Below are 26713 nucleotides of genomic sequence, written 5' to 3' on the forward strand. Positions count from 1 at the left end.
CATGATAAAAAAATATGGTACATATTTAGCGGTTTTGGCAATTGGCCTAGTGTTGGGATATTTTATTTTTGGCAATTCCGGCAGTAAAGCTGAGCAATATACGCATGAGGTTACTGATGAAAATAGAGCAATGTGGACTTGCTCGATGCACCCTCAAATTATGCTCCCTGAAAAAGGGGATTGTCCCCTTTGTGGTATGGATTTGATTTCCTCCGAAACTGGGTCAGGGTCGGCCCTGATGACGAACCAGTTCAAAATGTCGGAGAAGGCTTTGGCACTTTCCAATATTGAAACAATCACTGTGGGAATGGGTGAATCACAGAACAACAAGCTCACACTTTCGGGGAAAATTACCGCCAATGAAAAGACCAACGGCATTCAAACTACGGTTTTTGATGGTCGTATCGAGAAATTAAACGTCAACTATGTCGGCCAATACGTGAAGAAGGGGCAACAATTGGGGTATATCTATTCGCCCGATCTTTACCTGGCGCAAGACAAGCTACTGACTTCAGCATCATATAAAGATTCTCATCAGAAATTATATGATGCCGCCCGTAATACACTAGGGCTTTGGAAAATGACAGATGAACAGATTGATGAGGTGCTTCGCACCAAAAAACCAATGATGAAATTTCCTATTTATGCTGATGTTTCAGGAACGGTTACCGAAGTTTTTGCGACTGAAGGTAAATGGTATAAAGTAGGTGATCCTTTATATAAGGTGTCTAATCTCTATACGGTATGGGCCGTTTTTGACGTCTACGAAAACCAGCTTTCGGCACTAAAGCAGGGTCAGGATATCACAATAGTATCCAACGCCTTTGGTGATGAGTTGCAGGCAAAAATTTCTTTTATAGAACCTGTTTTGAATGATGAGTTAAGAACGGTTTCGGTTAGGGTTACTTTGAACAATAAAAATCAAGTGCTGAAGCCCGGAATGTTTGTTCAAGGGCAAGTAGAGGTAACTGGGGGTGAACAGGTCTTGACAGTGCCTAAATCTGCTGTTTTGTGGACGGGAAAGCGATCATTGGTGTATACCAAACCTAATCCAGACCTCCCCATTTTTGAAATGGCCGAGGTTACCTTGGGGAGCTCCATGGGTAATTCTTATGTTATTTTGAGCGGATTGTCAAATGGGGATGAGGTTGTGACTAATGGAACATTTACGGTAGATGCGGCCGCCCAGTTGCAAGGTAAAAAATCAATGATGAGTAGTAAAATGACGATGGATTCAGAAGAGGTTATGATGGATGGCCATTCAGATGTTATGCATTTTAAAGGTGACTTTAAAAATAAATTTACCAAGGCCATACATGCCTATATTGCTTTGAAAGACGCTTTGGTGGCAACTGATGCCAATAAGTCTGTCGAAAAAGCCAAAGTATTATTGTTGCAATTGAATGAAATAGATGAAACGATGCTGGAGGAAACAGTACAAATACCACTCGAAAAAATCAAGAAGAATGCTCGGCATATTTCAGAGACTACCGAAGTCAAACTACAGCGCCAACGCTTTAAGCCGCTATCGGAGGATATGGTGGCGATTGCCTCTAACTTCAACGGTCTTGATCAGCCAATATACGTTCAGTTTTGTCCTATGGCAGACGACAATAAAGGAGGTAGTTGGCTAAGTTTTCAAGATCACGTGAGAAACCCTTATTTCGGGGATATGATGTTGACCTGCGGAAGTGTCACAAAAACCATCCAATAATTAGATAAGGTTCAAAAGCCGCTCAAGGGCCATTCCTCGTGATCCTTTGATGAGAATATGACTTTCTTGCGGAAGTGACTCACTTTCAAAATAAGAAGATAGCGAATCAAAAGAATCAAATTTTTGATGTGCTGTTTTTACTTCGAAGAAATTTTTTCCTATAAAAAATACCTTGTCGATATTCATTTTAGCGACCAAGTCGGCAATATATTGATGCTCTTGGGCTGCTGATGCGCCGAGTTCGAACATATCGCCTAAAAATGCAATTTTAGGATTATATCCCATCGTATCGAAATTCTTCAATGCCGCTTCCATGCTTGTAGGATTTGCATTGTAGGCATCTAGAATAATTTTGTGGCCGTTCTTTTCAATTATTTGAGATCGATTGTTTTCTGGTGTATAAGAACCAATGGCGGATTTAATATCGGATAATGGCACATTGAAATATTTTCCGATCAATACTGCTGCCGCGCTATTTGTAAAATTATAGCGTCCTACTAATTGGGAAGTTATGATACTACCTTCGGTTTTAAGTTTTACAAAAGGATCGGCCCCCAAAAACTCAATTTTATGAAACGTTTGGTTCTCGGTACTAAACCCATATTTTTTGACATATCCGCTTAATTTGTCCATTTGAACAGAGTCATCGGCGTTCATAAAAATAGATTTGTCATTTCTGATTAAATAGTCATAGAGCTCACTTTTTGCTTTAATTACTCCTTCGCGACTTCCAAACCCTTCAAGATGGGCTTTGCCGAAATTGGTGATATATCCGAAATCGGGTTGTGCTATATTACAGAGAAAAGCAATTTCCTTCAAGTGATTGGCACCCATTTCAATAATGGCTATTTGGGTATCTTTCGTTAGGGTTAGCAAAGTTAACGGTACACCAATATGATTATTTAAATTACCCTTTGTGGCCGTGGTATTATACTTTTTTGAGAGTACCACGTTGATTAATTCTTTTGTGGTGGTTTTGCCATTGCTGCCGGTCAAAGCGATTATTTTGGCATCACAATAATTTCTATGGTAACTAGCCAGTTCTTGAAGTGTTTGCAGTACATCTTCTACAACTATAAACCTGTTTGAGGTGGCATATTCTTTCTCGTCAAGTACAACATATGCGGCTCCTTTATCAAGAGCTTGGGCGCCATATTTATTTCCATTAAAATTATCTCCTTTTAAAGCGAAGAAAATACAATTGGCACCAATCGTTCTAGTGTCGGTAGAAATATGTGGAGATTTTAAAAAGAGCGAGTGTAATTCTGGTATGGTCATCTATAGGAGTCGTAGAAGGAAAAAAATAAACATTTTAAGTTTGATGGCGACCAATAGGTCACTGTTTGTTTAAAGAATAAAAATAGTTGTTTTTTGAATACTTTTAGGATTATTAAATACAATGTGGTGTTTAAAAGTTGTTCTATGGAAGTGTTCTTGGGCTAATGATTTGTCTTTTAGTAATTTTAATAGGAATTATAAAATAGCTTTGCTGGCGACCAAGTGAAATAGAAACAAAAAAAGACCTTGTTTTACCAAGGTCTTCTTTTTAAGGTTATAGAAAATTATTTCGCTTTTTTACCTCTAGGGGTCTTGTTTTTTGTTTTAGACTTAGAGCCTACTCTTGACATGGCACATCTGAATCCGATGTCATCTGTGGCCATATATTGTGGTAAATATCTCCTTTGTGCCGGATCTAACCAATAGGCTCGATCTCTCCAAGAGCCACCTTTGTAAACTCGAACTTCATCATTGATCAATGTGGTTCTATTATTGGATGTGTCATACTGACGACTAAGATTTCCATCAGAATCCCGTTCAACCTTATGTTTTGGAGAGTTATACATCTTTTTAGAATCGTCTTGTTCTTCGTCTTCATCGCTAAATCGATCAAAGAAACGTGATGAACCTGGGTCTCCATCTCGGTAACCTCTATTGTCACTTGATGAGAAATTGGTTCTTAAATAAGTTTCTTGTTCGTCAACCGGAACCATTTTGATCTCTCCAGGTAGATTGACGGCCACTATTTTTCCGTTTGGTAAGGTGTCGTAGACAATAGAATCTCTGAGTATGTTTACCTTTCCGTCTTTACCGATAGCAGATTTCATATAAATATTTCCTCTATAGTAGTTGAAGTCACTTACTTCATCATCTACTATGGGTCTGTAAACATCGGCTACCCACTCAGAAACGTTACCTGCCATATCATACAATCCTAAATCATTCGGCTTGTAAGACATTACTTGAGCAGTGATATCGGCTCCATCATCAGACCATCCGGCGATTCCGCCGTAGTCTCCTTTTCCTTGTTTAAAGTTGGCCAATTGATCACCGCGACCGACACGTTGTCCGTTTCTGGTATACTCGCCATCCCACGGATATTTCTTTCTTCCTCTATAATTGTTGTATTCTCGGCTACCTTGATTGGCTTGTGCTGCATATTCCCATTCGGTTTCTGTCGGCAAGCGATACTCGGGCATAATTACACCACTGCTTCTTTTTGCATAGGTATTGGTGCTATCTTTTTGCATTTTACCTTGAAGCGAATCGATTTGTCCGTTGTAAACTGATTCTGGTCGGTTAAGGTAGGCTTCGGTACTGAATGTTCCTTGAACTTCCCCTGTTGCAGCTTGGTATTTGGCATCTTCGGAAAGATAACCTTCCCTTTCCAACATTACTTCGTTCACGCGATCCGTTCTCCATTCTGCAAATTGTGTAGCTTGAACCCAGTTAACACCCACAACAGGGTATTCTGCATATGCTGGATGTCGTAAATAATTGTTGGTCATTGTTTCATTGAAGCCCAAGCGGTTTCTCCATACTAAAGTATCGGGAAGTGCTCCGGTATAAATGTTCGTGTATTTCGGATTCTCGGGAGGGTAAACACTCTTCAAATAATCAAGATACTCTAAATACATCACATTGGTGACCTCGGTCTCGTCCATGTAAAAAGACTGAACGTGTTGCGAAGTCGGGGTGTTGTTCCAGTCGTGCATTACATCGTCTTGAACCTGACCTTTGGTAAATGTGCCTCCTTCAACAAATACTAGACCTGGAGCCGTTTCTTGCTCTTTGAAATCGGTGTTGTACTGGAAACCACCTTCCTTGGCATTTATTTTCCATCCGGTAGCCCTGGATACGTTTTTGGAAGATGAGGATGATTTTTTGCAGCTTGTAACTGAAAAACCTCCCGCTACTACTGCACAAGAAAGTACAATTTTTATAAACTGTTTTTTCATAATAAGGTCTTGAATTCAAATAAATAAACTACGACAAGGTAGTCTTGAATTTGTATTTTGATTAATTTTAGCATCGGTTTCGGCATATAAAACGGTGATTTTCACATAATATTTTATTCCGAAAAAAAAATCTTAAATCGGTTTGAACATCCATTGAAAATCACAACGGCGTTTCTAATCTTCATAACGGATCAAAACGCAATATAGTATGAACAATCGGTTTTCTTTTCCACATCAACGATCAAATATGACCGTTAAGGAATAAAAAAGTAATTTTGAACCGTATAATCGATATTTTTGACCCAATTTGTATTACGTTCAGTACAGATTCGAAAAATAATGTATTCTTTATATAAGATAATCGGTAAATGCTCGTTTACATGAGTAGTTCAAAATCAAAGAACTTTGTAATAGGGAACCAAAACTTTGACACTAAAAAATGAAGAAATTAGCAGTATTTTTACTTTTGACCACAGTATTCAAACTTGCTGCCCAAGAAGAACAAAGGGTAATAACTACAGCAGTTCCCTTTTTGACCATTGCTGCCGACGCTAGATCTGCCGGGATGGCCGATATGGGAGTTGCTACATCGGTTGATGCTTTTTCGCAGCAATGGAATTCCGCAAAGTTTGCTTTTGCCGAGCGAAAAATGGGCATCGGAGTGAGTTATACACCCTATTTGGAAAGTGTTATTGCTGACATCGGGCTATTAAGTGCGAACTATTATAATAAAATTAATGACCAGAGTGCTTTTGCCCTTAGTTTACGCTATTTTACTTTGGGAGAAATAGAGTTAAGACAAACGCTTGATGATGGGGGAACTATAGTAAAGCCTAATGAATTGTCCTTTGATGGATCTTATTCATTAAAATTGAGTCCTACATTTTCAATGGGTGTAGGGGCCAGGTATATCAGGTCGAATCTGAAATTACCCCAAGAGGGATCTATTGATTCGAAAGCAGCCAGTACTTTGGCAGTAGACGTTTCAGGGTATTATAGATCAAGGGAGATTGCTTATAACAGTTTTGATGGTCGTTGGAGAGCAGGATTCAATCTTTCCAATTTAGGGGGGAAGATTGCGTATGATGAAAATGGGCAGGAAAATTTCATACCTACCAATTTAAAGTTTGGTGTAGGCTTTGATTTTATACTGGATCAAGATAATGTTCTTGGGCTTACCTCGGAATTCAATAAACTATTAGTGCCAACCCCTCAAGATTTTAATGGTGACGGACAACTCGATAGTGCAGATAATGATGAATATCAGGATATCGGTTTTTTTAGTGGAGTCTTTAAATCTTTTGGTGATGCCCCTGATGGTTTTGGGGAAGAACTTAAAGAATTTACATGGGCCCTGGGTGCTGAATATGTCTATCAAGATGCCTTTATGCTGAGAACGGGGTATTTCAACGAGAGCGAGGAAAAAGGCTATCGAAAGTTTTTTACCTTGGGTGCCGGATTTAAGTTCAAGTCTGCCCAAGTTGATTTGGCCTATTTGTTTTCGGCCTCAAAAGTGCGCAACCCCGTGGAAAACACTTTACGGTTTTCACTTACTTTTAATTTAGGGGATGAGTTTTATAATGATTGAGTAAATTTATCACGATACTACTTTTGAAGCCTGCTACAGCAGGCTTTTTTTTGTTATAGAATTTAAGCATTGGTGTTCCTAAGGAAATGCAGTACTTTTATAGGCTGGCATATTTTTTTTGAAATGTGGAATATGCTCGACAAAAGTATATATGGTTTATATGATAAGCGGGCATTAACTTTTGCTAAATGAGAAAACAAAAAATAACTATTGAATTAAGCATATTCGAGACTATCGAAGATTTGCCTTCGGCCCATCAAGAACTGATGCGAAAAGCTGTAGAAGCAAGAAAAAATGCCTATGCGCCATACTCAAACTTCGAAGTAGGGGCGGCAGTACTGCTGGAAAATGGGGAAGTAGTCATTGGCAACAATCAGGAGAACGCCTCGTACCCATCCGGTTTATGTGCAGAACGCGTTGCAGTTTTTCAGGCAGGTGCTAAATATCCGGGAATTTCGATTAGTTCCATCGCTATTTCCGCCACATCGAAGAATTATCTGGTCGATAAGCCCGCAGCTCCTTGCGGTAACTGCCGTCAGGCTATTTCCGAATACGAGGTGAAACAAAGAAGTGCCATTAAACTATTTTTGATGGGAGAAACTGGTGAAGTAATTGTCTGTAATTCATTGGCAGACATCCTTCCACTTGCCTTTGATAGTTCATTTTTAGAATGAACTGTTATAAGAATCACCCAATTATTTGTTTTTTTACTTGGATGAAGGACTTGCTCTGTATTTGTTTTTCCATCAAGCTTTTGACTTTATTGTTTTATCGATTCATTTATATGTGTATTTTTGTTTCCTGATTTTCGTTATCTTGATGCTGTTAAAGTTGATGCGAAACGTAGAAATTCTAAATTAAACACCGATTAATGGAAAAAATAACCAAAGAGACCTACCTGAAGTGGTATGAAGACATGTTGTTTTGGAGGAAGTTTGAAGATAAGCTTGCTGCAGTTTATATTCAGCAAAAAGTACGCGGATTTCTCCATTTATATAATGGGCAAGAAGCTGTTTTGGCGGGTGCTCTGCATGCCATGGACCTTACCAAGGATAAAATGATTACTGCGTATCGGAACCACGTTCAGCCCATAGGAATGGGTGTTGATCCTAAAAGAGTGATGGCAGAACTTTATGGAAAAGTAACCGGAACATCTCAAGGAATGGGTGGTTCGATGCATATTTTTTCAAAGGAACACCGGTTTTATGGTGGGCACGGTATTGTCGGTGGACAAATACCTTTGGGTGCTGGTATTGCTTTTGCAGACAAGTACTTCAAACGAAATGCAGTAACCTTGTGCTATATGGGCGATGGAGCGGTAAGACAAGGTTCTTTTCATGAAGCCCTAAACCTAGCAATGCTTTGGCAGTTACCGGTGGTGTTCATTTGCGAGAATAATGGATATGCCATGGGAACTTCGGTGGCCAGAACTTCACATTCTACTGAAATTTGGAAATTAGGTCTAGGTTATGAAATGCCCTGTGGCCCCGTTGATGGTATGGATCCCGTAACGGTAGCCCAAGAAATGAGCAAAGCTATCGAAAGAGCGAGAAGTGGTGGTGGGCCAACTTTCTTAGAGATGAAAACTTATCGCTATCGAGGTCATTCGATGTCAGACGCACAGCATTATCGAACGAAGGAGGAAGTCGAAGAGTACAAAAAAATAGACCCCATATCACAAGTGCTTACGGTGATAAAAGAAAATAATTATGCGACCGAGGAGGAAATCAAGGAAATTGACAAACAGGTCAAGGCTAAGGTTTCCGAATGCGAGAAATTCGCAGAAGAGTCTGATTATCCTCCGGTAAATCAATTATATGATATGGTCTATGAGCAGGAAGATTATCCATTTGTACAACATAAACAATAGGTAGATGGCAGAAGTAATAAACATGCCCAGATTGAGCGATACCATGGAAGAGGGTACCGTTGCAAAATGGCTTAAGAAAGTTGGAGATAAGATTGAAGAAGGAGATATTTTAGCTGAAATCGAGACTGACAAGGCAACCATGGAATTCGAATCTTTTCATGAGGGTACTTTGTTACATATTGGTATCGAAGAAGGTGATGGTGCACCTGTTGATTCACTTTTGGCTATTATCGGTGAAGAAGGCGAAGATATTTCAAGTTTGCTCAATGGATCGAGTGAACCCTCGGATGACGGTTCTGAAAGCTCAGAAGAAAATGCCGAACACGAAGAGACTGCGGAAGTTGAGGCTAATGATGCTCAGGCTCCGGCTACAGAAATCCCTGAAGGTGTTGAGGTTGTTAAGATGCCTCGGTTAAGTGATACCATGGAAGAGGGCACCGTGGCCACTTGGCTGAAGAAAGTGGGGGATGAAGTAGAGGAAGGAGACATTTTGGCGGAGATTGAAACTGATAAAGCTACCATGGAATTTGAATCCTTTTATTCCGGTACTTTATTGTACGTAGGTATTCAAGAAGGTGAGTCTGCACCGGTTGATGAAGTGTTGGCGATCATTGGTCCGAAAGAGACTGATGTTGATGCGGTATTGAATGCGGGAAAGGCTGCCCCTAAAAAGGCTCCTTCCCAAGAAAAAACTTCAGCGGCTTCCGACGAAAAAATAGAAAAGTCTACATCTGATTCGGATACAAAATCAGTAAATGACGGACAGCGCATTTTTGTCTCCCCATTGGCTAAAAAAATGGCCGAGGATAAGGGTATCGATTTAAGCAATGTTCAAGGTACCGGTGATAATGGAAGGATAACCAAAAGAGACATAGAAAACTTTAAACCCGCACAACAGCCTGCCAAAGCGGAAAGCTCTACCGTAAAAGCGGCTTCAGATAGTAAGGTTGCTACGTCGCCGGTAAATCTGCCTGTTGGCGAAGAAGGTTACGAAGATGTGAAAAATTCGCAGATGCGTAAGACGATTGCGAAGCGATTGAGCGAATCTAAATTCACCGCGCCCCATTATTATTTGACTATTGAGGTTGATATGGATAATGCATGGGCATCACGACTACAAATTAACGATCTACCGGATACTAAGGTATCATTTAATGATATGGTGGTCAAAGCATGTGCTATGGCCTTGAAAAAGCATCCGCAAGTGAACACCACGTGGAAAGGTGATTCAATGCGTTATAACCATCACGTGCATATGGGTGTCGCTGTTGCAGTCGATGATGGTCTGGTTGTTCCGGTATTGAAGTTCTCCGATCAAATGAGTCTCACACAAATAGGATCGGCGGTTAAAGATATGGCGGGTAGGGCCCGAAATAAAAAATTGACACCGGCAGAAATGGATGGAAGTACCTTTACGGTTTCCAATTTAGGAATGTTCGGGATAAGAGAGTTTACTTCGATTATCAATCAGCCAAACTCGGCTATTTTGTCGGTGGGCGCAATTGTTGAAAAACCCGTGGTGAAAAAAGGTGAAATCGTCGTAGGTAAAACCATGACGGTAACATTGGCCTGCGATCACAGAACCGTTGATGGCGCTACTGGGTCTCAGTTCCTTTTGACACTTCGGTCCTTTTTGGAAAACCCGGTTACTATGTTGGCCTAGGTTTTCTTGGATAAGATATAATGAATTGAACATCCGTCGTGGGCGGATGTTTTTTTATTTTTAGGGTTATCCTGGTCATCTTAACGATAAGATACTGCCTTTAAGCCTAATCATTTTTTGTTTTAGCTGCATACCCGTATCTTTCCCGATTGGTGGTAGTAAATGTAGTCATATAGGAGAGCGTACGTTGTGTCATCCCCTGGTTAAATCGGCATAAATTTTTTAAATGAAAACGTATTTCACAGTATTGTTGTTGGGATTTTTAATTGGTTGTGGTAGTTCTAAGGTTGAGCAAGAAGTCGTGTTGAACGAAACTGCACGTGCAAGTTCAAGTACGACTACAAGTATTGGAACTGAATCTGATAAGAGTGAATTAACTCATGCGAATGACGTTCCAATTCGAAGTTTTAACATCGCACAAGAGCACTTTTCCAATAACGAAAAAGTAGCGGAAATAATGAATTTCCTGGCATCCGACGAATTGCAAGGGCGTGAGACCGGTAGCGAAGGAATCGCTAAGGCTGCAGATTTTATCGAGACGAGCTTTAAAGAAAATGGTATAGCACCTTATTTTTCTTCTTATCGTGATACCTTGGTCAATTTTGATCAACCCGCTTTTAATATCGTTGGATTTGTCGAAGGGAAAGACCCACTGCTTAAAAAGCAGTTCATTATCATTGGTGCACATTATGATCATATCGGAACTTTGACCGAAGAGAATGGTGATAGCATAGCCAACGGAGCGAACGATAACGCTTCAGGAACCACGACCGTATTAGAGCTTGCACGATATTTTGGGGCTATGCGTGATAACAGGCGTAGTATAATTTTTGCACTCTTTAGTGCCGAGGAAAAAGGGCTTATAGGGTCAAAACACTTGGCGCAAAAGTTAAAAGGGGAAAATTTAAACCTTTATGCCATGTTGAATTTTGAGATGGTCGGTGTACCCTTGTCGGGGAGAAATTACGACATGTACGTGACCGGTTATCGAAATTCTAATTTGGCTGAAATATGCAACCGATATGCAAAAGAAAAGTTGGTGGGTTTTCTTCCGTCTGCAGCCGATATGAATCTTTTTCAACGGTCTGATAACTATCCGTTCTTTTCTGAATTTAACGTGCCGGCCCAAACTTTTTGTACCTTCGACTTTACTAATTTTAATCATTATCACAAAGTAGGTGATGAGAATGCCCTTATGAATTTTGACCACATGGCATCCATAATAAACAAAAGTATTCCAGTGGTAAAAGGCATTGCGAATTCACCTATCAAAGAGATTATTTGGCATCGTTAATATGGCAAACGTAATAATAACGGGTACGAGTAGGGGCATCGGTTTTGAATTGGCAAAACTTTTCGCTGAGGAAGGACATCAGGTTTTGGCACTTTCTAGAAACAATGCGCCTATTGCAGCTTTGAAGCATAAGAATATAGTTTCCTTTTCATTTGATCTCTTCAAGGCCAATGATGTGGATAAGCTAAGGACGTTTTTATGTGATCAATGGAAAACCGTAGATATTTTGATTAATAATGCCGGAAGATTGGTTAACAAGCCTTTTTTAGAAACTACTTCAAAAGAGTTCGAAGAGGTTTATAAGGTAAATGTTTTTGGGGTGGCCGAAATGACGAAAACCGTTATTCCCAAGATGCCAAAGAATGGTCATGTTGTCACCATAAGTTCGATGGGTGGGGTGCAAGGCAGTGTTAAATTCCCAGGGCTTTCCGCTTATAGTAGTAGCAAAGGTGCTGCCATAACATTGACAGAGCTTTGGGCCGAGGAGTTTAAGGAAACTGGGCCATTTTTTAATGTACTGGCCTTGGGTGCCGTGCAGACTGAAATGTTGCAAGAAGCCTTTCCTGGTTATCAAGCCCCAACAACAGCGCTCGAAATGGCAGCCTATATCAAAGAATTCGCTTTAACTGGGCATAAATTGTATAACGGAAAACTATTACAGGTAAGCAATAGTACGCCTTGAAGGTAGCTTTTTACTACTTTTTAGCTACAATTTTATTTAGCCCCTTTGCCAGAAATTAAGCGTGCTATAAGCTGTGTCTGTGGAAATTGCTCTAGTATTATCTTAAGAAAAACGGTCAATGGTATCGCCATGATTAAACCTGGTATTCCCCAAATAAAGCCCCATAACATTAGCATAACCAAAACGGTTATTATGTTTATGGAAAATGATTTGCCCATTAAAATAGGCTCGAGAATACTACCAAAGAGTATCTGTACCCCGGTTATTATCAGAATAAAAAATAGCAGATGACCTGTTGTGTCTAACTCTACAAAGGCAAATATACTCGTCATGATGACCGATATAAAAGAGCCAATCATTTGTACAAAATTGATTACAAAGGCAAAAAGACCCCAAAAGATGGGGAAACTGACGCCGAAAAAGTAACAGGCCAAGCCAATACCGATGCCCGTACCCAAGCTTACCAGAAATTTTACCTTAATAAAAGTGATAAGGTCTTTTTCAATCTTCATAAATGTTTTGACCGAAGCATGTTTTTGCTTTAGAATGGTAGAATTTAATAACTTCTGAACATTAATTGATTCTGCCAACCATAGAATAACAAAAAAGGCGGTCATTAAAATCATGGTGAGAAAATTACCAATAAAACCTAAGGTCGAACCAAAATTCTGCATAACATAATCCCTGTCGATAAAATGGTTTAACACAGGTTCGTCTTCCGCATATGGAATACCAAATACCGTTTCCAAAGAGATAAGTAGAGTCTCAAGCTTTGTTTCGGCTTTTTCCAAGAATACCTCGTCGGTCGCCCGTATTTCACGACTTGAAAGCTGTACCAGTTCTCCTCCAATTTTTAGGGCTCCTATTATGATAAGTATGACAATAAAAATACTCAAGCCTTGCGATAGCCTTTTTTTACGTAACCAACGCATTAGGGGTAAAAACAGCAGGGCGATAAACATTGAGAATACCAAAGGAACAAGAATAAAAGAAAGTATCTTCAATAAGTAAAATACGAGTGGAATTACTATTATTAGTAATAACCTATTGGTGGTTCTTAAATTGTTCATTGAATGTAATAACATTGATATAAAGACTTGCAAAGGTAAATGAAAGAAGTACACTGCTGAGCTCAAATCAAAGAAATGTGGGAAGATTTGTCAATACAACTAAAAAAATGCGATTTTGGTTTTTGATGAATAAATTAAGGTGAGAATAGTCGCTAACTATCTGATGTTGATTGGAGTATTGGATAGAAAACTATACATGCTGGTCAATTAGAATCGTATTTCCATCTGGGTCGGTGATTACTGCACTTGCCGGTCCGGAAGTGTCTTCCTTTGCTTCGTTATCTAATTTCAGTCCTTTGCTTTTAAGCATCTTTTGAATTTCTCTAACATCGTCAAAGTCTTTAAGTTTATTTGCATTTTCATCCCATCCGGGGTTAAATGTTATTATATTATTTTCAAACATGCCTTGAAATAATCCGATAAGGGCATTACCGTTTTTCATAATCAGGTAGTTTTTTTCTAAATCCCCTGCAAAAACTGAAAAACCGAGATTTTCATAGAATGACTTTGAAACTTTAATGTTCTTTACAGATAAACTTATTGAAAATGCGCCTAATTTCATGATGCTTATTTTTATGAATGATGTCTGAAGACCGTAAATTCTACAAACCGGTTGAATCTCCCCTTTGACTATTCCAAGTTAAAAAAAAATTATGGATGCCGACAGTTTGTTTTTTCCATTTAATAAAAACTTATTTTTGCCCAAGTGAATAAGATATTGATTAAATATTTACCTGAAAGAGCCGTTGAGCCTTGTTTTGGACTTATTGAGGAAACAGGGGTTCATTTAAAAATTGTGAACGAACGTGTAACAAGACATGGCGATTATAGAAGGTTGCCCGGCGGGGGACATCAGATAACAATTAATGCGACGCTCAATAAATATCGATTCTTGATTACCCTGATTCACGAAATTGCCCACTTGGTGACCTTCGAGAAATATGGTCGTAGAATAAAACCACATGGGAAAGAGTGGAAACATACTTTTCAACATTTGATGGTTCCCTATATACGCCCAGAAATTTTTCCGACCCAACTATTACCACTATTGGCACAACATTTTAAAAATCCAAAAGCAAGTAGTAGTACTGATGCGAGATTGTCAATTGCTTTACAACAGTTTGATGTACAACATACTGATAAAACCTACGTTTTTCAGATACCCATTGGTAGTATTTTTCGTATTTACAATGGAAAACTATTCAAGAAAGGCAACAAACGGGTAAAACGGTACGAATGTGTTGAAGTGACTACGGGGCGGTTATATTTGTTTCAGCCCAATGCAGAAGTTGAACTGATCAAGGGGTGATTTGTGAATATCCTGCAAGGTTGAATAGAAATAATACCTGAGATACCGAATAACTGATTAATTTTGATTAAAAAGAAGATATGAAGAATAAAAACTACTATGCAGTATTAATGGCCGGTGGAGTTGGCTCGCGATTTTGGCCTATAAGCACATCATCATATCCCAAACAGTTTCACGATATGTTGGGTACGGGTGATACGCTTATTCAGAAGACCTTTAAACGGTTGAATAAATTCGTTCCTACGGAAAATATTTTGATATTGACCAATGAACGTTATAACGACCTGGTATTGGAACAACTGCCATTGGTTACGCAAGAACAAGTGGTTTTGGAGCCGGCCATGCGAAATACCGCCCCCTGTATTTTATATGCAGCGCTCAAAATTCAAAAAATGAATAGCGATGCGGTAATGATTGTGGCGCCAAGTGATCATTGGATAGAAGATGAAGATGCCTTTGCCAGAGATGTCACGGCCTGTTTTGAGAAGTGCGAAAAGGAAGAGGTGTTATGTACGTTGGGGATAAAGCCCACGTTTCCGAATACCGGATTCGGTTATATTGAATTTGAAAAGGATGGTAGTTCAGACCTTAAAAAGGTACATCAGTTTCGTGAGAAACCAGATTACGAAACCGCAAAAGAGTTTTTGGCGCAAGGAAATTTCTTGTGGAATGCCGGTATTTTTATGTGGAGCGTGAAAACAATCGTAAACGCTTTTGAGAATTATCAACCAAAACAATATCAACTCTTCGAATCGGGCACGTCATGTTATAATACAAATAAAGAACGGGAATTTATCAGAGAGAATTACCCTAAGGCCGAGAACATTTCGATCGACTATGCTATTTTAGAGAATTCGAAATCAATTTTCGTGCTTCCCGCTACCTTTGATTGGAACGATTTGGGTACCTGGGGTTCACTTTACGATAAGTTGGATAAAGATTCAAATGAGAATGCCATTGTGAATAGTAAAGTTGTTTCCCAAGATGCTTCGGGCAATATGATTCGCTCTCCCAAAGATAAAATTGTTGTTGTCGATGGTTTAAAGGATTATATTATCGTTGATAAAGAAGAAGTTCTATTGATTTATCCAAAATCCAAAGAACAAGATATCAAACAGGTTTTAGGGAAGGTAAAAGATGCTTTTGGTGATAAATATGCATAAGTATGAGTGAAAAGTCAGAACAAGACAATGGCGTTACCCCGGAAGAAGAACCTATTGAAAGTAGGGAAGAGGTAAAAAAAGATTTTAAGGGACTTCTAGAGAGTACCAAAGTCTTTCTTCATGATCTTTTGGATATTCGTCCGAATACGGATCAAGAAGCGACCAAGGAGGCTATTATTGCCGATATTCCATTTAAGGGACATACGTCGTGGATTTTGATTTGTTCGATTTTCATAGCCTCCATTGGATTAAATGCGAATTCAACTGCGGTAGTAATCGGAGCCATGTTGATTTCTCCTTTAATGGGGCCTATCTTGGGTGTAGGCATGTCATTGGCAATAAATGATATCGATACCCTGCGACGTTCGCTAAAGAACTTTGCCGTTATGGTTATTTTAAGTGTTTTAACGGCCTATCTTTTTTTTGCGGTTTTTCCCTTGCAAGACGAGTCGTCAGAACTATTAGCGCGAACGGCACCTGATATTCGCGATGTATTGATTGCCTTTTTTGGTGGTTTGGCACTGGTCATCGCCCGTGCCAAAAGAGGTACTATTGCGTCGGTTATCTTTGGTGTGGCCATTGCAACCGCTTTGATGCCGCCCTTGTGTACCGTTGGTTTTGGAATCGCCATCGGCAATTTTGAATATGCTATGGGTGCCATGTATTTGTTTACTATAAATACCATTTTTATTGCGCTGGCTACTTTTTTGATCATTAAGTTTTTACGATTCCCTATGGTGCGGTACGCCAACTCGCAAAAAAGGAGGAGAACGGCTAGAATCGCATCTATTGTAGCCGTTTTGGTGATGATTCCGGCAGGGTACACTTTTTACAACGTTTTTCAGGAATCACTTTTTAGAAAGCAGGCCAATGATTTCATTACCGAGAAAATAATGCCCTATCAATTTTCTAAAGGAGGGAGGTTTTTAATAGACTTTTCGAATATTGAGTACAACGATGGCGAAGATGCGTCTATAGAGTTGGTATTTATGGGGAATGAAACGATTCCAGAGAATATCATTGATACGTGGAATTCACAAAAAAATGAATTTTCTAAATTGACCGATTGCAGTTTAAGAATAATTCAAGGAGCGAACAGTGCCGATGTCGATCAATTCAAATATGTGAACGAATTATATGAATCGCAAAAAAGCGAATTGTTGGGGAAAGATGATAGGATAAAATTGCTTGAATCGGAGTTAACGCGATTGAAAAAATTGACGGTGAACCAGATTCCATTTGTCGAAATAAGTGCCGAAGCAAGGGCTAATTATGAAAATTTATTGACTTTGAGTTATTCCCAAACCATTACCACTGACTTTAATACGCTGGATACTATTCCTGTTTTTGAAGTGAAATGGAAACCTGAGGTGACGCAGGATCAGAAGCAAAAAGATGTTGGTAAACTGGCCGAATGGTTGAAATTGCGCTTAAAAGATAACGAAATTCAACTGAAAGAAGTGACTGTGGCTGCGGTTGATGATACTGAATAGCCGTTAAGGCCATTGCTTTTAATTCCGCTCTTCAATATACATTTGTCGTACTTTTTTAAATAGGTCGGATGAGTATACGAAATCGGTAACCGCTTTGTTTTCGGTTTTAAATATTTCTTTGTTGGTGCCTTCCCATTCTTTTAGACCATCCTTTAAAAAAATAATTTTCTTTCCGATTTCCATGACCGAATTCATGTCATGTGTATTGATAACTGTAGTAATCTCATATTCTTCGGTAATCTCTTGAATGAGGTTATCGATCAAGATGGCCGTTTTGGGGTCGAGTCCGGAATTTGGTTCGTCGCAGAACAAGTACTTGGGGTGCATAACGATTGCCCGGGCTATGGCCACCCTTTTTTGCATACCCCCTGAAATTTCCGAGGGAAACTTTTGATGTGCGTCGATGAGATTTACCCTTTTTAGTACAAAATCTACGCGATCTTGCATTTCCGATTTTGATTGCTTGGTAAACATTTCCAAAGGAAACATCACATTGCCGGAAACGGTCATCGAATCGAATAAGGCGCTGCCTTGAAATACCATGCCCATTTCCTGGCGCAATTCCCGTTGTTGGTCAGCAGAAAGTTCGGTGTACACCTTGCCGTTATAGCTAATATTGCCCGATTCGGGTATGAACAGGCCTAGTAGGCATTTTATAAAAACTGTTTTTCCTGAACCGCTCTGACCAATGATGAGATTGGTCTTTCCTTGGTCGAAAGTAGTCGTTATGCCCTTGAGTACATGGGCTTCGCCAAAAGATTTGTGTATGTCGTTGACCTCTATCATTAGCCCAATAAAAGTTGCGTGAGAATATAGTTTAAAATAATGATGACCACACTTGTCCAAACAAAAGATGTGGTACTAGCTTTGCCTACTTCAAGTGCGCCGCCTTGCATGTAAAATCCGTGAAATGAAGGAATGGTGGCAAGTACGAAGGCGAATACCAAGACTTTTATAAAGGAATAGGTTACATGAAAAGGAATAAATTCGAGTTGAACGCCCTCGACAAAATCGGCACTTGTTAAGAATCCTCCAAAAACCCCCGCCATCCATCCACCAAAAATACCTACGAACATGGCTATGGCAATAATGAAAGGATATAACATTAACGCAACAATTTTAGGAAAAACCAAGTAATTAAGGGCGTTCACACCCATAACTTCGAGAGCGTCTATTTGTTCTGTTACTCTCATGGTTCCGATACTTGATGTAATATACGAACCAACCTTTCCGGCCATAATAATGGAGCAAAAAGTGGGAGCAAACTCTAAAATTATCGATTGTCTGGTGGTAAAGCCGATCAGGTTTTTTGGTATGATCGGGTTGGTAAGGTTTAGAGCGGTCTGAATGGCAACAACTCCACCGATAAAGAAAGAAATGAAAATTATTATACCCATCGAGCCATAAATGAGCTCATCTATTTCCTTTAAAATCAGTGATTTCATTATGCTCCACTTCGTGGGCTTTCTAAAGACTTCCTTGATCATAAGGGCATAACTGCCAATCGATGCGAGATAGTTCATAAATTGCTAATAGGCTTATTGACGTAAAAATAACAATAAAGAATGAACTCGACTTGTGTTTTAATAGTTTAAGGTGAAAATTATGCTTTGCTTTTCACAGATATCGTAGTTGGGGGCGCCACTGCGGAAGCAATTGTGAAAATGTTTAAAAACTAGAAAATTCGATCAACTTATCATTGACCTTTTAAGGTGTATTTTATTTACTTTTATGACTTTAAAAATATATAATTATGACCTTTAAAAATTCTTTGGTATTGATTCTTCTAATGTCACTGGCAAGTGTTCCTGTTGAAAGTTATGGACAGCGAAAATCAAAAAATAAAAAAGTAGTTGAACAGGTAACTAACGGTGTACAGAAAGTTAATTTAAAAACTACCCCGAAATTGGTGGTGGGTATCGTAGTTGACCAAATGCGATACGACTACATTACCCGTTTTTGGGATGATTACGCTGAAGATGGAGGCTTTAAGCGTATGGTAAATGATGGATTCAATTGTAAAAACAACCATTTTAACTATGCCCCAACCGTTACCGGGCCCGGACATGCTTCGGTGTATACCGGAACTACACCGAGTACCCATGGTATTATTGGAAACAATTGGTATGAAAAAGAATCGGGTACCAGTGTGTATTGTGCTGGCGATGATAGCTATACTTCAGTTGGTTCGACCTCTGATGATGGTAAAATGTCACCCCATCGTTTATTGACTTCTACAATAACCGATCAATTACGGTTAAGTACCCAAATGAGGGGAAAGACAATTGCTATGTCGATTAAAGACCGAGGTGCAGTGCTTCCTGGTGGCCATACAGCCAATGCGGCTTATTGGTTTCGCGGGAATGATGATGGCAACTGGATAACCAGTAGCTACTATATGAAGTCATTGCCAAAATGGGTTCAAGATTTTAACAACTCTAATATCAAGGAAAGCTATAAAAAACCATGGACCACTTATAAAGATATTAATGAGTATTTGGAAAGTGGTTCTGATAATAATGCCTATGAAGGACTCTTTGATGGAGAGACTGCCCCCATATTTCCACATGATCTACCCAAACTGTGGGACGATAATGGCAAATATAGTATACTTAAATCTACACCTTACGGCAATAGTATTCTCGCTGATTTTGCTATAGCGGCTCTTGACGGTGAAAATTTAGGGCAAGACATGAATACCGATTTCTTGGCGGTTAGTTTTTCTAGTACCGATTATATTGGGCATAAGTTTGGTGTAAATTCAAAGGAAGTTCAAGATACCTATGTTCGTTTGGATCAAGATTTGAAAAGGTTGATTGATGCGTTGGACCAGAAAGTGGGCGCAGGCCAATATACCGTATTTTTATCAGCGGATCATGGCGCTGGTCATGTACCTTCTTTTCTTATGGACCAGCGCTTGCCTGCAAGTTACGCGACATCAGAAGATATGGATGTTAAGTTCGACGAGTTTGTTAAATTTACATATGGTACTTCAGATTTGATAAAAAATAGGTCGAGCAATCAAATTTTTCTTGATTATAAGGTCATCAAGAATCTTGATTTAGAACCTCGTGAAGTGCAAGAAACGTTGGCTGCCGAACTTTTAGGGTATCAAGATATTGAAAGCGTGTTTACCGGTTATCAAATGTGGCAAAACGAATATACCCGTGGGGTACCATACCTTTTACAAAATGGATACAACCAAAAACGTTCCGGTGACGTGCTCATAGTTCCAAAACCTGCAACAACCTCTTCAAAAACCGGGTCAAGTCATGGTTCACCGCAAATTTACGATACACACGTTCCTTTGTTATTTTATGGGATGGGAATTAAGAAAGGAAGTACCTTAAAACGAACGGAAATACCCGATATAGCCGTTACCATAGCAGCTTCTTTGGGCATTGCTTTCCCGACTGGCGCTACAGGAAAGCCTATTGTTGAGGTCTTGGAGTAAACTCTAAAAAAATGAACAAACGCCCTATTGGTATTTTCGATTCTGGAGTAGGAGGTACGTCTATCTGGAAAGAAATTCAAAAATTGATGCCGTATGAAAGCACTATTTATCTTGCCGATAGTAAGAATGCTCCCTATGGAGAAAAGTCAGAAGAGCGTATTGTTGAACTAAGTGTAAAGAACACTGAGTTTTTGATTGAAAAAGGATGTAAGCTGATTGTGGTTGCCTGTAATACGGCAACCACAAATGCTATTGCCTTGCTGCGCGAAAGGTATGAGGTTTCCTTTATCGGGATAGAACCGGCCATTAAACCAGCTGCCTTGTTTTCAAAATCGAAGACCGTTGGTATTCTGGCGACCAAGGGCACTTTGTCGAGTAGTTTATTTAGCAGTACTTCGGTCAACCATGCCCATGGAATACGCATTTTAGAGCAGGAGGGTACTGGTCTGGTACCGCTGATCGAACAAGGACAAATTGAAACAAAAGAAACTGAAGTCTTGTTAAAAAAGTACCTTCGACCTATGGTAAAAGAAGGTATCGATTATTTGGTTCTGGGCTGTACGCACTATCCATATTTGATTCCTGTTTTAAAGAAATTGCTCCCTGAGCATGTGAAGATAATCGATTCGGGGGCGGCGGTTGCCAAGCAGACCAAGGCGGTGCTTGAACGGGATGGACTTCTAAAAAATACCGATAAAAATGGACGCTACCAGTTCTTTACCAATTCCGATGTTGACATATTAAGGTGTTTTTTAAGTGATGTACCCGTGCCTGTGGAGACTGCTTATTGGAGTTTTTAAGAAAAGCAACAAAATAAGAGTACTAATGTCAGGTCTATAATCCATATTAATCTTTTATATGGGAAATAATTTGACGAATGGTAATGTCGTCATGGGCATTCAAGCAATATCCGAAAATTTTTGCAACGGTTTTTTACCTAAGTCGAACGGGAGGTGGAGAATTAATTCTGCCAAGCATTCCTGTGGCTCTGTTCGGGAATTGGTCGATTCTAAGAATTTCTTGGTCAATCGCTAACATGACGCCCATTTACTATAAGTTTTTATTCTTTTTAAATCAATACTCAGGGATTCTCTTTTTCAACGTGGTACATCATTTCCTGATATCCTATACGGCCATCCTCGGAAATTGCCGTTACAATAATCGCGTATTCACCAGTGACATCACCATTGTAAAAGCGTGCTGAAGCCTTTCCGTTTTCACTAGTACGTAAGCTGGGAATCCAATGTATCACAGATCTTAGATCGGGTTCTTGACTATCGGGAAGAACCGGCCTGTTGTATTTCGGGGCATAGAATTCTTTTTCTGGAGCGAATACGTCAACTGTGGCATGTAGTCTTCCGGGCGGCGCCTTGGCCCTGCCATGAATACCCACGCCACCTTTGGTGTATATCGAAATAATATGCCCAAGACTAGGCGCTTCCAAGGGGTCGGTCTCAGGAAATACCGTCAAATATTGTTTTTTAAAAAACTTGGCATATTTGATGAGTTCAACATCTTCGATAATTCCGGGCGGCATATTGGGTACAAATTCATATTGCTCCTTTGTGAGTAATTGCCCATCTACGACCAATAATGTAGGTTCGCCACGGCCACCTTTAATATGTGCCAACATGAATCCATCGGAAAACCGTTCAATTTCTACTTGATCCCCATAATTGAATAAAAGGATGCTGTAAAGTCCGTACGACCAATTCTTTTCTTGCTTTCGTAAGGTTTCTCCCCTAATAATCACGTCAGGCTGACCGAATTCATTATAGGCCTTTTTTCGTTCAGGAGTCAATAGGTAATCGGTTACTACAACTTCTTCCAACAGGGTGACTCCCTGAAGCGAATCAAATATCGCTTTTGTTTCATCACGTTTTGCTTTGGCCGCTATCACTGCGCTCTCAACCTTGTTCGGTTTTCTCAAGAAAGGTTTTACTTCATAATTCACTTGAGGCGTTCTTATTGAGTCTATCGACAGGCGATAATTGGTTTTCTTGCCTTCAGCACTGCTAGCGCTGAGTAAAATCTTCATTTTTTGTTCGTAATTATCTTCCAATAAAAAACTGAATTTCCCCAAGCTATCCGTCTGCTGGTTGTAAAAGGATGTTTTCTCGCCAAAAGTCACCATTGTTATATTAATGTCTTTCAAGCTTTTTTCTTTGCTGGAAGCCTTGTGTATGTTGCCCTTGACAGTAAGGCCCGGATGTGGCCAGAAAAAAGTTCTGCCTTGCCGTTTTACGGGATATTTATAGTTTCTCCACCCTTGGGTCAGCAAGAGGGCATCCAAGTCGTTGAACTTATTATGATTCTCTTTGCTAAAATAGGTAGCGGGTTCTTCAATTTTGCCTTTCAGCTCTGAATTCAGTAGAAAGTAAGAGCGTATGTTTCCCGCAGTACCTGGGGCCCAATGGTCTTTTTTAATCACGATAATAGACAAATCGGTATTCTTTGGTTGGGGTATGGTACTGCTTCCTGAAACTTGAATGTTCAATTTGGCTTCTTCCCTTCTGCCGTAAAGAGTTTTATTTGTTTCTAAGGCCAGATTTAACCTATCCTTTTCCGATTCATTAAAGTATAATCTTTCCGCCACGGCATTTTTATTGCTGTCCATTAAGGTGAAAGCGATAATCCCTTCCGGTAAATCGACGGAGGGCAATTCGGAAATCAAATATCCTGCCCGTAACGGACCTTCTATCAAATAATAATCCGTTCCCCTGCAACTGGCTTTTACATAAACCCGATCTTTAAGGTCGTTAGAAGCTACATTGATTCGTATTTTATCTCCAGCTTTGACTACGGAAAGAATACTGCCTTTGGAAACTGCTTCGGGCAAGGGAATCATAAATGAGGAATCTTTGTTTTTTCCTAAGAAAATTTTTGCCTGATAGTTCTCGGTGCTATCCGCTTTCAAAGAAAAGCTTCCCATACCTAAATGATTGCTCGTGAAATCGGTAATCTTGTTTCCTTTGGTGTTGAAAACCTCACCATATATTTCTCTACCATTACCATCGAGGCCAATGGCCTTAAATCCAACCTTATTGCGAAAGCCATGAACAAACCGCCCGCTTTCGGGAAAGAATTGCACGTTTGGTAACGAATCATTGAGAACAACGGTTTCAGTATGTCGGCCACTGCGGCCGTTGTCAAGTGTAAGATTCATCCAGTCGGCCTTATTGGGAACTTCATACACCAACTGGTAAAGTTCCTGTCCCTGTCTTTTGATCGTTACGGTATCTTGGCCTTTGCCCCAGTCGAGATAGAGTTGAACTTGCTTCTCGGTTTGGTAACCCATCCTTTGTGGCCAAAGCTGTCCGCTAAGCAGAAAACGCCCCTTATTGTTTTCAGTTATAGTGAAGGCTTCGAAAGGATTTTTGTTTATTTCAAGCGATGTATCGTGCAGGTTTATATAGGACTCGAACATAAAATGTTCCCCAAAATTCAGATTCCATTGGGTATACGCCCTTATTTGGTAGCGGCCTGAGACATAGTCATCTTGAATTTCAAAATGACCACTGCCTATGCCTTGGTTCAATTTCACCAAATTGTGCGCCAGAATTTTTTGGTTAGGACCAATAAAATCAACATACAACACTCCGCTAAGTTCACTGGGTATATGGTTTTCCGAACCGGTCACAATCGCTTTGAACCAAATCGTTTGGTCAGTGGCATAGTTTTGTGAATCGAGTTGAAGGTAGATTTTTTCGGCTACCGACGTGTCAATAGCACCATGGTGTAGCTGAGAAAACCCCAATGTAGTTGACAATGCATAAATTATTGGCAAACAGCGAGAAGCCAATCGGGAAAAAAGGGTGATATATTCATGAAGTATTCTCAAGGAACAAATATAGTACTGTATAAAATTCAGCCGAATCTTATTGGGTATGGCTCGAAAAACCCCTCACCACCTTCGCATGTCAATTGGCTTTTTTTACCATACATCTTAAAAAAAGTATCGAACTGGTGGTAGACTAAATTACTAAAAAAAAGGATGATTTTAAAGCGGTAAGTATAGGGAAGCTTTATAGCAAAGCTTTGCAATTTTACATAGAAGTAGCGGTTACCTTTTGATATAAGTCAAATACGTGAAATCAAATTTGTGCCGTTCGTCTTTGGGGTGATATTCTTCATTTACCAATTTCCATTCACCCTCATTAATTTCAGGAAAAAAAGTATCTGCTTTTTCAAATGTAGCATGTACCCTTGTCAATTCAATCTTATTGGCGAATTCCGCTCCTTGAGTGTAAATCTCTCCTCCTCCGATAATAAAAGAAACGGTTTCATTTTTCACCATGTCGATAGCTTCCTTTAGCGAATAAACAATAATACATTCATCATGGGAAACGTGATACTTTTTGTCGCGTGTGATTATAATATGAGTTCGATTCGGTAGCGGTTTGGGAAAACTTTCAAACGTTTTGCGGCCCATAATGATTTTATGACCCGAGGTAATTTGTTTAAATCGTTTAAAATCGTCGGGCAGGTGCCAAAGCAAATCGTTGTTGGCACCCAATGCATTGTTTTCTCCAGCAGCGGCAATCATCGTTATGGTATTCTTCAAGGCTCTTTTTTTTTATTTATTTGAGAAAGCGGAAAATCGGTCTCTATCTCTTTTTGTAATTCTGCGATTCGTTGTTTCTGCTTACGCACCAATTTTTCGCGTTGTTCCCGTTCCCATTCCTTGCCCATGAATTTTTGAGTAAAAAAAACATTGAAAGCATGTATGACGAAAAGAAAAGCCCATAGCGTTATGGCCCAGATAAACCAATCGTAATTGTCCCAGTATTTTAAAATCTTGTTGATTAAGATCAAAAAAACACTTCCAATCAAAAAGATAACGAAATGGGTATATAACCTTTTCTTCTGCTTGATCCGGTTATGGGCATTTTCCAAGAGCTCATGCTGTTCTAGATTGACCTGAATCTTATTTTTATTTTTGGAGAACATGCTAATGATTACCTTTAGTTTTAAAACAAAGATAAGGCAATTGCCGATTGTCAATTTAATTTCTATGAAAAAGACTCGCGTACAATTTCCGATTTTAGAAAAATACATTTATGCCAATACAGCTTCTGCAGGCCTGTTGAGTGCCGATTTGTCATTATGGCGACAGCAACACGATCAGGCTTATTTGACAGGGGGCAGTACCATGAAGACGAAGGCCATGCAGACTGAGATTCCTGAAATTCGAAAAACGGTGGGTAATTTTTTTAGGTGTAAAACCGAAAATGTTGCTTTAGTGCCGAATTTTTCAATGGGCCTTAATATTTTGCTAGAGGGTTTGGGTCAAGATGATAAGGTATTATTGCTGCAAAATGACTATCCTTCGGTCAACTGGCCCTTTGAATACCGAGGTTTTGATGTTTCTTATGCGAAGGTTGATGAACATCTTGAAGACCATATTTACGAGCAGGTAAAAACGAAAAGCATTTCGGTACTTGCACTGAGCTTGGTGCAATGGGTTAATGGTATTCAAATTGATTTAGATTTTTTAAAGGCGTTGAAAAGTGAATTTCCCCAATTGACGATTATTGCTGATGGTACCCAGTTTGTGGGTACTTCCGATTTTAGTTTTGAAGATTCTGCCATAGATGTTTTGGGCGCCAGTTCGTATAAATGGTTATTGGGTGGGTATGGCAACGGGTTTATGTTGTTCAAAAATACTGTAAAGGAGCATTTTTCGGTTAAAGGCATGGGATTCAATTCAGCGGATACCAATGCTTCAGGTAAAGATGACATCCGATTTGCAAAACACTTTGAACCTGGGCATTTGGATACATTGAATTTTGGTAGTTTGGGGTTTTCCCTAAATTATCTAGATAGTTTGGGGAAGAATGATATTGATCTGTACCTGAATAAGTTATCTAAAAAAGCAAAGCAGGAATTTGCGAATTTGAGACTTTTGGAGGAAAGCGTAGTGAATCGGAAAGCGCATAGCACGATATTTAATATCAAAGGAGACGATAAAGTGTTTGAACTTTTATCCAAGAACCAAGTTATTTGTTCACAACGTGGAAGCGGAATTCGGTTGAGTTTTCATTTTTATAATACAGAAAATGACATAGAAGAAATTGTAAGAATCTTGAAAACAGCGATATAGAAATTGCTTACTCGGAAATACAGAGCGATATTTTTAATGAACTTGACTAAATGTTACTCTAATATTATGAAAAT

23 protein-coding genes are annotated in these 26713 nt (G+C 39.4%); 14 read left to right on the top strand and 9 right to left on the bottom strand.

The genetic code is table 11. The features are described from left to right. Nucleotide 1: 1 nt before the first annotated feature. A complete protein-coding gene (locus AACZ88_RS14650) occupies nucleotides 2–1714 on the top strand; it encodes an efflux RND transporter periplasmic adaptor subunit (protein WP_339711677.1) in 1713 nt (570 codons plus the stop codon). Here AACZ88_RS14650 and murF read toward each other — a convergent pair whose 3' ends face one another. Both murF and gldJ read right to left on the bottom strand, forming a co-directional pair. Next, nucleotides 1715–2992, bottom strand: a complete 1278-nt coding sequence (gene murF / locus AACZ88_RS14655) for a UDP-N-acetylmuramoyl-tripeptide--D-alanyl-D-alanine ligase (protein ID WP_339711679.1) — start codon at nucleotides 2990–2992, stop codon at nucleotides 1715–1717. It lies immediately after the preceding gene. A gap of 284 nt (nucleotides 2993–3276) precedes the next feature. After that, the gene (gene gldJ, locus AACZ88_RS14660; protein WP_339711681.1) at nucleotides 3277–4950 is read right to left on the bottom strand and encodes a gliding motility lipoprotein GldJ; all 1674 of its coding nucleotides are present in this window, start codon (nucleotides 4948–4950) and stop codon (nucleotides 3277–3279) included. Between the two features lie 439 nt (nucleotides 4951–5389). Between gldJ and porV the strand changes: the two genes are divergently transcribed. From porV to AACZ88_RS14690, 6 genes are all read left to right on the top strand, one after another. Beyond that, nucleotides 5390–6538, top strand: a complete 1149-nt coding sequence (gene porV / locus AACZ88_RS14665; RefSeq protein WP_339711683.1) for a type IX secretion system outer membrane channel protein PorV — start codon at nucleotides 5390–5392, stop codon at nucleotides 6536–6538. A gap of 188 nt (nucleotides 6539–6726) precedes the next feature. After that, complete coding sequence (gene cdd / locus AACZ88_RS14670; RefSeq protein WP_339711685.1) at nucleotides 6727–7212, top strand: cytidine deaminase; 486 nt, start codon at nucleotides 6727–6729, stop codon at nucleotides 7210–7212. Between the two features lie 197 nt (nucleotides 7213–7409). After that, complete coding sequence (gene pdhA / locus AACZ88_RS14675) at nucleotides 7410–8408, top strand: pyruvate dehydrogenase (acetyl-transferring) E1 component subunit alpha (protein ID WP_339711687.1); 999 nt, start codon at nucleotides 7410–7412, stop codon at nucleotides 8406–8408. Between the two features lie 4 nt (nucleotides 8409–8412). Continuing rightward, a complete protein-coding gene (locus tag AACZ88_RS14680; RefSeq protein WP_339711689.1) occupies nucleotides 8413–10071 on the top strand; it encodes a pyruvate dehydrogenase complex dihydrolipoamide acetyltransferase in 1659 nt (552 codons plus the stop codon). Between the two features lie 226 nt (nucleotides 10072–10297). After that, entirely contained in the window at nucleotides 10298–11365 is a 1068-nt protein-coding gene (locus AACZ88_RS14685) for a M28 family peptidase (protein WP_339711691.1), read from the top strand. 1 nt (nucleotide 11366) lies between these two features. Next, complete coding sequence (locus AACZ88_RS14690; RefSeq protein ID WP_339711692.1) at nucleotides 11367–12047, top strand: SDR family oxidoreductase; 681 nt, start codon at nucleotides 11367–11369, stop codon at nucleotides 12045–12047. A gap of 32 nt (nucleotides 12048–12079) precedes the next feature. Here AACZ88_RS14690 and AACZ88_RS14695 read toward each other — a convergent pair whose 3' ends face one another. Together AACZ88_RS14695 and AACZ88_RS14700 are read right to left on the bottom strand one after the other, a co-directional pair. Next, nucleotides 12080–13117, bottom strand: coding sequence for an AI-2E family transporter (locus tag AACZ88_RS14695; RefSeq protein ID WP_339711694.1), 1038 nt, complete (start codon nucleotides 13115–13117; stop codon nucleotides 12080–12082). Nucleotides 13118–13307: 190 nt separating this feature from the next. Next, nucleotides 13308–13679, bottom strand: coding sequence for a VOC family protein (locus tag AACZ88_RS14700; RefSeq protein ID WP_339711696.1), 372 nt, complete (start codon nucleotides 13677–13679; stop codon nucleotides 13308–13310). A 144-nt stretch (nucleotides 13680–13823) separates the two neighbouring features. On the opposite strand from AACZ88_RS14700, the gene AACZ88_RS14705 reads away from it, so the two are divergent. The 3 genes from AACZ88_RS14705 (at nucleotide 13824) to AACZ88_RS14715 (ending at nucleotide 17082) form a co-directional block, all read left to right on the top strand. Next, a complete protein-coding gene (locus AACZ88_RS14705) occupies nucleotides 13824–14426 on the top strand; it encodes a SprT-like domain-containing protein (RefSeq protein WP_339711698.1) in 603 nt (200 codons plus the stop codon). An 80-nt stretch (nucleotides 14427–14506) separates the two neighbouring features. Next, nucleotides 14507–15589: a mannose-1-phosphate guanylyltransferase gene (locus AACZ88_RS14710; RefSeq protein ID WP_339711700.1), complete on the top strand. Its 1083-nt coding sequence runs from the start codon at nucleotides 14507–14509 to the stop codon at nucleotides 15587–15589. Between the two features lie 2 nt (nucleotides 15590–15591). Continuing rightward, entirely contained in the window at nucleotides 15592–17082 is a 1491-nt protein-coding gene (locus AACZ88_RS14715; RefSeq protein ID WP_339711702.1) for a DUF389 domain-containing protein, read from the top strand. An 18-nt stretch (nucleotides 17083–17100) separates the two neighbouring features. On the opposite strand, the gene AACZ88_RS14720 is transcribed toward AACZ88_RS14715, so the two are convergent. Both AACZ88_RS14720 and AACZ88_RS14725 read right to left on the bottom strand, forming a co-directional pair. Further along, nucleotides 17101–17868 carry an ATP-binding cassette domain-containing protein gene (locus AACZ88_RS14720; RefSeq protein WP_339711704.1) on the bottom strand — a complete coding sequence of 256 codons (768 nt, stop codon included), beginning with the start codon at nucleotides 17866–17868 and terminating at the stop codon, nucleotides 17101–17103. After that, complete coding sequence (locus AACZ88_RS14725; protein WP_339711706.1) at nucleotides 17868–18605, bottom strand: ABC transporter permease; 738 nt, start codon at nucleotides 18603–18605, stop codon at nucleotides 17868–17870. Before AACZ88_RS14725 ends, AACZ88_RS14720 begins: the two co-directional genes overlap by 1 nt. Before the next feature lie 230 nt (nucleotides 18606–18835). Between AACZ88_RS14725 and pafA the strand changes: the two genes are divergently transcribed. The 3 genes from pafA to AACZ88_RS14740 are packed head-to-tail and all read left to right on the top strand — an operon-like array spanning nucleotide 18836 to nucleotide 21571. After that, nucleotides 18836–20536, top strand: a complete 1701-nt coding sequence (pafA, locus tag AACZ88_RS14730) for an alkaline phosphatase PafA (protein ID WP_339711708.1) — start codon at nucleotides 18836–18838, stop codon at nucleotides 20534–20536. A gap of 11 nt (nucleotides 20537–20547) precedes the next feature. Beyond that, nucleotides 20548–21336, top strand: a complete 789-nt coding sequence (gene murI / locus AACZ88_RS14735) for a glutamate racemase (RefSeq protein ID WP_339711710.1) — start codon at nucleotides 20548–20550, stop codon at nucleotides 21334–21336. A gap of 58 nt (nucleotides 21337–21394) precedes the next feature. Next, nucleotides 21395–21571 carry a hypothetical protein gene (locus tag AACZ88_RS14740; protein WP_339711712.1) on the top strand — a complete coding sequence of 59 codons (177 nt, stop codon included), beginning with the start codon at nucleotides 21395–21397 and terminating at the stop codon, nucleotides 21569–21571. 46 nt (nucleotides 21572–21617) lie between these two features. On the opposite strand, the gene AACZ88_RS14745 is transcribed toward AACZ88_RS14740, so the two are convergent. The 3 genes from AACZ88_RS14745 to AACZ88_RS14755 form a co-directional block, all read right to left on the bottom strand. Further along, complete coding sequence (locus AACZ88_RS14745; RefSeq protein WP_339711714.1) at nucleotides 21618–24305, bottom strand: hypothetical protein; 2688 nt, start codon at nucleotides 24303–24305, stop codon at nucleotides 21618–21620. 294 nt (nucleotides 24306–24599) lie between these two features. Further along, nucleotides 24600–25082, bottom strand: a complete 483-nt coding sequence (locus AACZ88_RS14750; protein WP_339712018.1) for a dihydrofolate reductase — start codon at nucleotides 25080–25082, stop codon at nucleotides 24600–24602. Nucleotides 25083–25096: 14 nt separating this feature from the next. Further along, the gene (locus tag AACZ88_RS14755) at nucleotides 25097–25486 is read right to left on the bottom strand and encodes a 2TM domain-containing protein (RefSeq protein ID WP_339711716.1); all 390 of its coding nucleotides are present in this window, start codon (nucleotides 25484–25486) and stop codon (nucleotides 25097–25099) included. A gap of 64 nt (nucleotides 25487–25550) precedes the next feature. Here AACZ88_RS14755 and AACZ88_RS14760 point away from each other — a divergent pair, with 64 nt between their 5' ends. After that, the gene (locus AACZ88_RS14760; RefSeq protein ID WP_339711718.1) at nucleotides 25551–26639 is read left to right on the top strand and encodes an aminotransferase class V-fold PLP-dependent enzyme; all 1089 of its coding nucleotides are present in this window, start codon (nucleotides 25551–25553) and stop codon (nucleotides 26637–26639) included. The last annotated feature ends 74 nt before the right edge of the window (nucleotides 26640–26713 follow it).

Origin of the sequence: uncultured Kriegella sp. (assembly GCF_963975415.1) — a bacterium.
Taxonomy (GTDB): Bacteria; Bacteroidota; Bacteroidia; order Flavobacteriales; family Flavobacteriaceae; genus Kriegella.

Coding starts and splice junctions, on each gene's coding strand:
- AACZ88_RS14650 (WP_339711677.1), top strand. CDS start 2: ATGATAAAAAAATATGGTACATATTTAGCGGTTTTGGCAATTGGCCTA.
- murF (WP_339711679.1), bottom strand. CDS start 2,992: ATGACCATACCAGAATTACACTCGCTCTTTTTAAAATCTCCACATATT.
- gldJ (WP_339711681.1), bottom strand. CDS start 4,950: ATGAAAAAACAGTTTATAAAAATTGTACTTTCTTGTGCAGTAGTAGCG.
- porV (WP_339711683.1), top strand. CDS start 5,390: ATGAAGAAATTAGCAGTATTTTTACTTTTGACCACAGTATTCAAACTT.
- cdd (WP_339711685.1), top strand. CDS start 6,727: ATGAGAAAACAAAAAATAACTATTGAATTAAGCATATTCGAGACTATC.
- pdhA (WP_339711687.1), top strand. CDS start 7,410: ATGGAAAAAATAACCAAAGAGACCTACCTGAAGTGGTATGAAGACATG.
- AACZ88_RS14680 (WP_339711689.1), top strand. CDS start 8,413: ATGGCAGAAGTAATAAACATGCCCAGATTGAGCGATACCATGGAAGAG.
- AACZ88_RS14685 (WP_339711691.1), top strand. CDS start 10,298: ATGAAAACGTATTTCACAGTATTGTTGTTGGGATTTTTAATTGGTTGT.
- AACZ88_RS14690 (WP_339711692.1), top strand. CDS start 11,367: ATGGCAAACGTAATAATAACGGGTACGAGTAGGGGCATCGGTTTTGAA.
- AACZ88_RS14695 (WP_339711694.1), bottom strand. CDS start 13,117: ATGAACAATTTAAGAACCACCAATAGGTTATTACTAATAATAGTAATT.
- AACZ88_RS14700 (WP_339711696.1), bottom strand. CDS start 13,679: ATGAAATTAGGCGCATTTTCAATAAGTTTATCTGTAAAGAACATTAAA.
- AACZ88_RS14710 (WP_339711700.1), top strand. CDS start 14,507: ATGAAGAATAAAAACTACTATGCAGTATTAATGGCCGGTGGAGTTGGC.
- AACZ88_RS14715 (WP_339711702.1), top strand. CDS start 15,592: ATGAGTGAAAAGTCAGAACAAGACAATGGCGTTACCCCGGAAGAAGAA.
- AACZ88_RS14720 (WP_339711704.1), bottom strand. CDS start 17,868: ATGATAGAGGTCAACGACATACACAAATCTTTTGGCGAAGCCCATGTA.
- AACZ88_RS14725 (WP_339711706.1), bottom strand. CDS start 18,605: ATGAACTATCTCGCATCGATTGGCAGTTATGCCCTTATGATCAAGGAA.
- pafA (WP_339711708.1), top strand. CDS start 18,836: ATGACCTTTAAAAATTCTTTGGTATTGATTCTTCTAATGTCACTGGCA.
- murI (WP_339711710.1), top strand. CDS start 20,548: ATGAACAAACGCCCTATTGGTATTTTCGATTCTGGAGTAGGAGGTACG.
- AACZ88_RS14740 (WP_339711712.1), top strand. CDS start 21,395: ATGGGAAATAATTTGACGAATGGTAATGTCGTCATGGGCATTCAAGCA.
- AACZ88_RS14750 (WP_339712018.1), bottom strand. CDS start 25,082: ATGATTGCCGCTGCTGGAGAAAACAATGCATTGGGTGCCAACAACGAT.
- AACZ88_RS14755 (WP_339711716.1), bottom strand. CDS start 25,486: ATGTTCTCCAAAAATAAAAATAAGATTCAGGTCAATCTAGAACAGCAT.
- AACZ88_RS14760 (WP_339711718.1), top strand. CDS start 25,551: ATGAAAAAGACTCGCGTACAATTTCCGATTTTAGAAAAATACATTTAT.